Source organism: Arthrobacter mobilis (assembly GCF_012395835.1).
GTDB lineage: Bacteria > Actinomycetota > Actinomycetes > Actinomycetales > Micrococcaceae > Crystallibacter > Crystallibacter mobilis.
The window spans coordinates 1-1087 of record NZ_JAAZSQ010000066.1 but is presented as its reverse complement, the minus strand read 5'-3'; the positions used below and the strand labels follow the sequence as shown (position 1 = coordinate 1087).

Below are 1087 nucleotides of genomic sequence, written 5' to 3'. Positions count from 1 at the left end.
CCTCTAGGTGTACTCAGTCAGTAGGTTGGTTGCACCTGCTGATGGGTGGTTTGCCTCCGAGGCTGCCGTGTGGCCGGTGGTTGTTGTAGAAGTTTAGCCATGGCTGCAGGGCGTTGGTTCGGGCTTGGTTCGAGGTGAAGGGCTGCCGGTAGGCCCAGCCTTCCTGGAGGGTGCGGTTGAAGCGTTCGGCTTTGCCGTTTTGCCAGGGATGGCGGGGTTTGATCAGGATGTGTTTGGCTCCCAATGCGGCCAGAGTGTCCTGGAAGTCGCGGGAGAGCCGGTAGGCGAAAGCATTGTCGGTCATGACCCGCTTCACGGGTGCGCCGTTGGCTGCCATGGCGGCTGCAGCCCGGGTGAGGAACCCGGCGCAGGTAGGGCCTTTCTCGTCGGGCAGGACCTCGGCGTATGCCAACCGGGTGTAGTCATCGACAGCGACGTGGACGTAGTCAAAGCCGACCTTGGTGTGGCCTGCGGCGTGATTCCGGGCGGATTGCTTCGGATCTGCCCGCCAACCGCCCCCGTCGGGGATACGTCCGAGTTTCTTGACGTCGATGTGGACCATGTCCCCCGGGGCATCGCGTTCATAGCGGCGCCCGGTGGCCCGGGAAGCCCGGATCCGTACCCCGGTCACCGGATCCAGGTCCCACAACCTGGGCATGCCTGCGCGGGCCAGGATCCGGGAGACCGTCCGGGCGCTGGTCCCACAGCGTATGGCGAGGCCGGCCGGTCCTTCCCGGTGCTTCTCCCGCTTGGCGAGGACTTCGGATACGACCCTGGCCGGGGTGGCGTGCGGGCAGGACTTTGGACGGGAGCTCCGGTCCTCGAGGCCATCCCAGCCGTGCGTGCGGTAGCGGCTGAGCCAGCGGTGGGCGCAGGTCCTCGAGATGCCCATTTCCTTGGCCACATGCGCGACGGGGCGTCCGGCGAGGACCCGCTCGATGATGATTCGTCTACCGATCGGCGTCAGGCGGGCATTACGGTGGGACATGAGGACCTCTTAGTCGTTGGCTGTGTGTGGTAACCACCAACCTAAGAGGTCCTCACCTATTCACGATGTAACCAACGTCCTGACTCAGTACACCTAGGC

The 1087-nt window shown here is 64.7% G+C and carries 1 protein-coding gene; it reads right to left on the bottom strand.

Annotation, left to right across the window (positions count from 1 at the left end; translation table 11 throughout):
- Positions 1-13 precede the first annotated feature (13 nt).
- A complete protein-coding gene (locus HGG74_RS20845) occupies positions 14-988 on the bottom strand; it encodes an IS481 family transposase (RefSeq protein ID WP_168489454.1) in 975 nt (324 codons plus the stop codon).
- Positions 989-1087 lie beyond the last annotated feature (99 nt).